Annotated in this window: 6 protein-coding genes; 2 read left to right on the top strand and 4 right to left on the bottom strand. The window is 72.7% G+C overall.

From position 1 onward, the window contains the following. Positions 1 to 32 precede the first annotated feature (32 nt). Positions 33 to 962 (bottom strand): anti-sigma factor RsbA family regulatory protein, encoded by a 930-nt coding sequence (locus tag ACSNOK_RS10195; protein WP_436780284.1) that lies wholly within the window; start codon positions 960 to 962, stop codon positions 33 to 35. Beyond that, positions 959 to 1,318: a hypothetical protein gene (locus ACSNOK_RS10190; RefSeq protein ID WP_436780283.1), complete on the bottom strand. Its 360-nt coding sequence runs from the start codon at positions 1,316 to 1,318 to the stop codon at positions 959 to 961. Before ACSNOK_RS10190 ends, ACSNOK_RS10195 begins: the two co-directional genes overlap by 4 nt. A 356-nt stretch (positions 1,319 to 1,674) precedes the next feature. Here ACSNOK_RS10190 and ACSNOK_RS10185 point away from each other — a divergent pair, with 356 nt between their 5' ends. Both ACSNOK_RS10185 and ACSNOK_RS10180 read left to right on the top strand, forming a co-directional pair. Further along, positions 1,675 to 2,355 carry an adenosylcobinamide amidohydrolase gene (locus tag ACSNOK_RS10185; RefSeq protein WP_436780282.1) on the top strand — a complete coding sequence of 227 codons (681 nt, stop codon included), beginning with the start codon at positions 1,675 to 1,677 and terminating at the stop codon, positions 2,353 to 2,355. Between the two features lie 86 nt (positions 2,356 to 2,441). After that, positions 2,442 to 3,233, top strand: coding sequence for a phytanoyl-CoA dioxygenase family protein (locus ACSNOK_RS10180; protein WP_436780281.1), 792 nt, complete (start codon positions 2,442 to 2,444; stop codon positions 3,231 to 3,233). 257 nt (positions 3,234 to 3,490) lie between these two features. Here the strand turns inward: ACSNOK_RS10180 and ACSNOK_RS10175 are convergent, their stop codons facing one another. After that, positions 3,491 to 4,837, bottom strand: coding sequence for a phosphatase PAP2 family protein (locus ACSNOK_RS10175; RefSeq protein WP_436780280.1), 1,347 nt, complete (start codon positions 4,835 to 4,837; stop codon positions 3,491 to 3,493). A 746-nt stretch (positions 4,838 to 5,583) separates the two neighbouring features. Beyond that, on the bottom strand, positions 5,584 to 6,369 hold the full coding sequence (locus ACSNOK_RS10170; protein ID WP_436780279.1) for a helix-turn-helix domain-containing protein: 786 nt from the start codon (positions 6,367 to 6,369) through the stop codon (positions 5,584 to 5,586). Positions 6,370 to 6,392: the final 23 nt, after the last annotated feature.

The following is a 6,392-nucleotide window of genomic DNA, read 5'->3' as shown; positions in this document are numbered from 1 at the left end:
CCGCACAACCCCCTACTCCCCCACGACCCACCTCACAGACCGAGATAGAACCGCACGGTGGTGCCGTCGTCCCCGGTGTGCAGCCGGACGAGGTCCGACACGTAGTGGACCAGCATCAGCCCGCGCCCGCCGAGTTGCCCCGGCTCCGGCGGCCTGCGCCCGGCGAGGGGGTCGGTCAGCCGTCCGGCGTCGCGGACCTCGCACACGACGTGTCCCGCTTCGGACCAGACCGCCAGCGTCCCCCGGCCACCGCCGTGGATCACACTGTTGGTCGTCAACTCCGCGACGGCCAGCTCGGCGTCCATCAGCCGCCCGCCCGTCAGCCCGCACCGCGCCGCCTCACCGACGGCGAACGTCCGGACGGCGGGAAGCTCGTCGGCGCCGAAGGAGAACACCGCGGCGTGCGGCGCGGCGGGGAGCGCCTCGTTGTACCGGGCGACGACCGCCTCCCAGTCGTAGACGTCACTGACCCGGGTACGGCCGCCGCTGATGACGGTGGGGTGGGTGATCCGCGCGTCGGCGAGTACGTCCTCGTCGAGCCGCGCCTCGTCGTAGGGGCACAGGATCGTCACCGCCCGGCCCGCGAACGCGGCGTTGATCAGCGCCTCGTGCTGCGCGCACGCCGGGTACTCCACGGCGCTGCGGCCCGCCCAGATCGGCTCGCCGATGATCCGCACCCGCCCGGTGGGGTGGGCGTCGGCGAACCCGCGCAGCACGCGCGGGATGATCCGGCCCGGGTTGCGCCCGGCCTCGGTCATGTCCAGGAACAGCAGGCCCTCACCGTCCGCTCCCAGCCCCGTCCGGATCAGCTCCAGGTTGGGCCCGGGCACGGCCACGGCCACCGGTTCGCCGGCGGCCAGCCCCTCCCGCACGAAGGAGAGCGTCTGCTCCGTGTACTCCTCCTCGGTGCGGTAGAACAGCGCCGGGTGCTCGAACGCCTCGTCGACGGCCGCCGTGCTCATCGCGGTACCACCTCGATCCGCCGCAGTCCCGGCCAGAACATCTCCAGCACCCGCGGCACGTGCGGCGGCGGGTGTTCCACCACGATTCTCCCGGCGGGCAGGCGCAGGGCGGTGACCGCGAGTGCCGTCACGCCGGCCACGTCGAGGAACTCCGCCTCCGACAACTCCACGTACGACACGTCCCCGTGCCGCCGGGCGAGCTCGCCCAGGGCCGCTTCCCAGGACGGCCGGGTGAGCACGCTGATCTCACCGCTGGCGCGTATCCCGGGACGGCCGGGCAACGGGCCCACCTCCAGCACGGCCCGCGCGGGCCCCGCCCGGCCACCGGCTCCGCCCACCGCGTGTGGGGTCTCCACCCTCGGTCTCCTTACGACGTCCGCCGGCCGTTTGCCGTCCCCCGGCCCCGACACGGCGCGGGCGGAGGGGTAGGTCCCCTCTGGCAGGGAGTCTACGCAGCGGCCGGCCGGACGGAACGGCCGCCCCGATCCGGGCAAAGGACGCCGAACGAACGGCTGCCCGAGCACGCGGCGCGAGAAACCCGGCGGCACGAGGCGGAACGGCCTGCGGAAGCCGTGGCGGACACCGACAAAGAAGAGGCGGAACGAACCATCCCGCCGGAGAACGAACCACCCCGGCGAGGGAAGGCGAGACCCGGGACGCAGCCCGGCATACGATCACACCGTCCCCGCCCCCCCAAAGGAGTGCCCTTCCGGTGAACGCCGTCGTCCCCTTCCCCCGTGCCGTCGGCGGTCCGCTGCCGGTGGAGTGCCTGTCCCGCGTCGAGGACGGCGAGGGGCTGCACGCCCTGCTGTGGCGCGCGGGTCCCGGGTGGCGGATGATCAGCAGCGCGGTGCTCGGCGGAGGCGTGGGCGAGCGTTCCTGGGTCCTCAACGCACAGGTCCCCCACGGCTACCGGCGGACCGACCCGGACCGCCACCTCGCCGCCCTGGCCGCCGCCGCGGGCGTGCGCGGGCCCGGCGTCGGGCTGGTCACGGCCGCCGACGTCCGGTCCTACGGCCGGGCGCACGACGGCGGGGCCGAGGCCGTGGTCACCGCCGGGCTCGGGGTACGGGGCTGGGCCGCCTCGCCCGCCGCCGGCACGACCACCGCGCCCGCACCGGGCACCGTCAACATCGTCCTCGCCGTCCCGGTGCCGCTGACCGACGCGGCGCTGGTCAACGCGGTGGCGACGGCCACCGAGACCAAGGTCCAGGCCCTCCTCGACGCCGGCTTCGCCTGCTCCGGCACCCCCACGGACGCGGTCTGCGTCGCCGCACGCACCCCGCTCCCCGGCGAGGAGCCCCACGCCTTCGCCGGCCCCCGCTCCCTCTGGGGCGCCCGCCTCGCCCGAGCCGTACACGCGGCCGTCCGCGGCGCCGCGGGGACGCCCTGACCCCTGCGCACGCACGACGCGCACCCGACAAAGGCGGTGCGGATGATGTCGGGTGGACGGGACCGGTGCCCCCGCACGATGAGGGCATGGATGACTCGACCTTGGTATCCCGCTTCCTCCGCGACGGCTTCGTGAAGCTGGAGGGCGCCGTCGCGCCCCGCGTCGCCGCCGACTGCGCGCGGCTGCTGTGGCGGGAGACGGGCTGCGACCCGGACGATCCGGCGACGTGGACGCGGCCCGTGCACTGGGTGCCCGGCATGGGGCAGGGGCCGTTCGCCGCCGCACCCAACTCTCCGGCGCTGCACCGCGCGTACGACCTGCTCGTCGGCGCGGGGCGCTGGGAGCCGCGCTACTCGCTCGGCACGTTCCCGCTGCGCTTCCCCCACGAGGAGGAACCGGACGACGCGGGCTGGCACATCGAGGGCAGTTACCTGCCGGAGGGCGAGACCTGGTACTTCACCAATCTGCGCTCCCGGGGCCGGGCCTTGCTGATGCTGTTCCTGTTCAGCGAGGTCGGGGCGGAGGACGCCCCGACCCGGATCCGGGTCGGCTCGCACCTCGACGTGCCGAAGGTGCTGGAGAAGTACGGGGAGGACGGAGCGAGCGGACTGGCCCTCGCGCCCGAGCTGGTGGCGGCCTCCGAGCACCGGCCCGTGGCCCTGGCCACCGGATCCCCTGGTGACGTCTTCCTGTGTCACCCGTTCCTGGTGCACTCGGCGCAACCACACCACGGCACGCGACCGCGCTTCATGGCCCAGCCTCCTTTGCTGCCGGCCGAGCCGTACGAACCGGAACGGGCCGACGGCGCGTACTCCCCCGTGGAGCTGGCGATCCGCCGGGGCTTGGGGCTGGACACGGCGGCGGCCGACCGCCATTGACGCACACGGCGGCCACGGGCTACGGGGTACGCCTGGGCGCGACATCCAGCCCGTCTGGGGGGGAGTTTGAGGACAACCGCGCTGAGCGCGGTTTCGGGGTGCGGGGGCTTGCCCCCGCGAAAAACGGTGATGCCCCCGCTCTCCACGACACACCGCCTGACCGGCGGAGCGAGGGGCACCGGACACCGGACGCCGGACGACGAGCGATGGGCGAGGCGCTCGGCACGACCCCGCCCATCACCCCCAAGCGGCCGTCCTCAGACGAGCTCCGGCTGCGGCTCCGGCCTGGGTGCCGGGGTGGCCTTCGGCTCCCAGCACCTGGTGGTGCGTACGTAGCCGTAGATCACCGAGACCATCGCCAGGACGAGGAGCGGTCCGGCGAACCACGCGTGCTCCGCCATCCACATCGGCAGGTAGCGGTAGGCCACCAGGTACGCGACGAAGACCGTCGTACCGTGGGCGACGAACCGGATGCCCGACCGGTCCCAGCCGCGGTCGAACTGGCGCAGGGCCGCCTCGATCGTGAGCGTGAACACGACGCCGGCGATGATGTCCGTGCCGTAGTGGTAGCCGAAGCCCAGCGTCGCGCCGAGGGTGGCGACGAGCCAGAAGACGCCCGCGAACCGCAGGAGCCACGGGCCCTTGCGGGAGTGGATGAAGATCGCGGTGGCCCATGCCGTGTGCAGGCTGGGCATGCAGTTGCGCGGGGTGGTGTCGTTGAACGGCATCCCGTGCGGGATGTCGACCGGTGGCGGTGTGTTCGGCCAGAGGTCGGCCACCGCCCAGTGTCCGCCGTCGGCACCGTAGGCGAAGATCGGTCCGACCACCGGGAAGAGCATGTAGATGCCCGGTCCGAGGAGGCCGATCACCAGGAAGGTGCGCACCAGGTGGTGGCGCGGGAAGCGGCGCTCGGCCGCCACGTGCCGCAGCTGGTACAGCGCGACGACGACCGCGGCGACCGCGAGCTGGATGTAGACCCAGTCCAGGACGTGCTCGCCGACCGGGCCGGTCGCCTCGACGATCCGGCCCGCGACCCAGGACGGGTCGCCCAGCGCGTGATCGGCGACCGCCACGTACTGGTCGAGCACGGTGGGACGGGTCTTCGACGTGATCAGCAGCCAGGTATCACCGGTCTTGCGGCCGGCCACCAGCAGCAGACCCAGCCCGACGCCCTTCAGCAGCAGGGTGCGTTCCGGTCCGGTGCGGCGCGTGAGGGCGATGACCGCGCAGCCCAGGATCACCCAGAGCGCGCCGTTGCCGAAGGCGTGGCCGTGGCCCGACTCCACCTGGGCGTCGACCGCCCACCGCACCAGGATGAAGACGAGGTCGATGCCGACCGCGGCACCGATGGCGATGAGCCGCTGCCGCCAGGTGAGCACCACCATCATCAGGGCCATGCTGCCGTACAGCAGCGGCCCGGATTTGGGAGCGAAGATCACCTCTTTCGCCTGGTTGGTGATCGGCCCGGGAAGCCCGTAGCCACGTGCGGCGATCTCCAGGGCGATAAGGAATCCCAGAGCCACCACACCCGCCGTGGCCCACAGGATCGCCCGCGGTCGACGCAGAGCGGAAAGCGCGTTTATGCCTTTTATTCGCGATGCCATAAATATCAATTGATCGGCTGATGTGTTGTTCCGTGGACGAGGTCGCTCTGGGCGCTGGACAGCGTGGCTTTCCGGTCGAGGGCGGGTGTTCGGGGTGATCGTTCGTCACGGCGATCGCCGTAAGTTCGAACATGCTAGCGGAGCGCCCTTCGCGGGGCGGGGCCCTCCGGCCACGATGACACGGAGACCGGCCGACCCCCGCGCCCACCCGTCAACACGGACGCCCATCCGCCTCGCCGCGACCCCACACCGCCGGAACATCAAAAGACCGCCCCTCGCGTCTCCGGGGAAACGGACTCCGACCTGTGAATTCCGCCGATCGAGACGCCGAGGTTCGAACCCACGCCCCCACCCCCCATCAAGCGACAGAACACCGCAAGACCGACATTCAGGACCAAACGGCCTGGCGGTTCGTTCGCTTCCGCTCGCCTTGTCCGGTCACGGACGCACGCGCGATCTCAAGCGGCCCCCGCCGACCCCCATCGGGACACAGTCGGGCTGGCAACAAGATCAGCGTAGGGCCGGACAGAGGCCGCGTTCCGTGGCAACGGCACCTTGGGCTCACTCACCCACCCCGCCGGAGCCCCGCGCGGCAACGATGACTCGGACTGACATCCGGAGGGGCAAAGACGACCGGCCGTGTAGAAGTAGAAGTCGTACGACCGGCAGGGCCGCACGACTACCACCCCGGCACTGACACCACGAGCCGTAACCGGGGGGCACATCACACGCTTACTGGCGGTGTGTCACAGCAGACGCGCCAGGGCCGACTCGGACGGGCTCCCGGCCATCGCCTGGTACACGGTGATCACTTGCTGCTCGGCCCCACCGATGGTGAGCGCCTGCCTTCGCAGAGCCAGGCTCCCGACGACCGGGTGCGCGAAGTGCTTGAGTTCGTCACGGGCGGGACGCGTCTCGTGCCGCGCCCACATACGGCGGAACTCCTCGTCCGCCTCCAGCTCGGCGACCAGGCGGACGGTCCTGGGGTCGCGCGGGTCGGCTTCGGCGCGCAGGGCGGCGGCGGTCCGCGCGGCCACCTCCGCCCAGTCGGGGAAGAGCCGGCGGGACGCCGGGTCGAGGAACACCGCCCGGGCCAAGTTGCTCCCGGGCTCGTACATCGGGGCGAGCGCGCGGGCCCGCTCGTTGGCCGCCAGTACGTCGAAGCACCGGTCGCGCACGTACGCGGGGCGGTCCGCCCACGCGTCGAGCAGCCGGTGCACGTCCGCGGAGACCTCGGTCCGCGGCGGCGGCACGGGGGCGGGGGCGGCCAGGGCGTGCAGGTGGGCGGAGGCGTCGGCGTCCAGCCCCAGCGCCCGCGCGAGGGAGCGCAGCACCTGGGGTGAGGGGTGCCGGTCGACGCCCTGTTCGAGCCGGACGAGGTACGGCTCGCTGATGCCGGCGAGCCGGGCCAGTTCCTCCCGGCGCAGCCCCGTCACCCGGCGACGTCCGCCGGCGGGCACCGCCGCCTCCGCCGGGTCCACCAGTCCACGCCGGGCCTTGAGGAAATCTCCCAGAAGGTTGTCGGCCGCCATGGTGCGAGGGTAACCCTGTGGGG

The sequence above is a fragment of the Streptomyces sp. URMC 126 genome (assembly GCF_051386555.1).
Taxonomy (GTDB): domain Bacteria; phylum Actinomycetota; class Actinomycetes; order Streptomycetales; family Streptomycetaceae; genus Streptomyces.
Note: the sequence above shows the minus strand (reverse complement) of the source record. Positions and strands in the feature narration are given on the sequence as shown.

What these genes read in the sequence shown, in the direction of transcription:
- ACSNOK_RS10175 (WP_436780280.1), bottom strand. Translation starts at nt 4,837, where the DNA reads ATGGCATCGCGAATAAAAGGCATAAACGCGCTTTCCGCTCTGCGTCGA.
- ACSNOK_RS10180 (WP_436780281.1), top strand. Translation starts at nt 2,442, where the DNA reads ATGGATGACTCGACCTTGGTATCCCGCTTCCTCCGCGACGGCTTCGTG.
- ACSNOK_RS10170 (WP_436780279.1), bottom strand. Translation starts at nt 6,369, where the DNA reads ATGGCGGCCGACAACCTTCTGGGAGATTTCCTCAAGGCCCGGCGTGGA.
- ACSNOK_RS10195 (WP_436780284.1), bottom strand. Translation starts at nt 962, where the DNA reads ATGAGCACGGCGGCCGTCGACGAGGCGTTCGAGCACCCGGCGCTGTTC.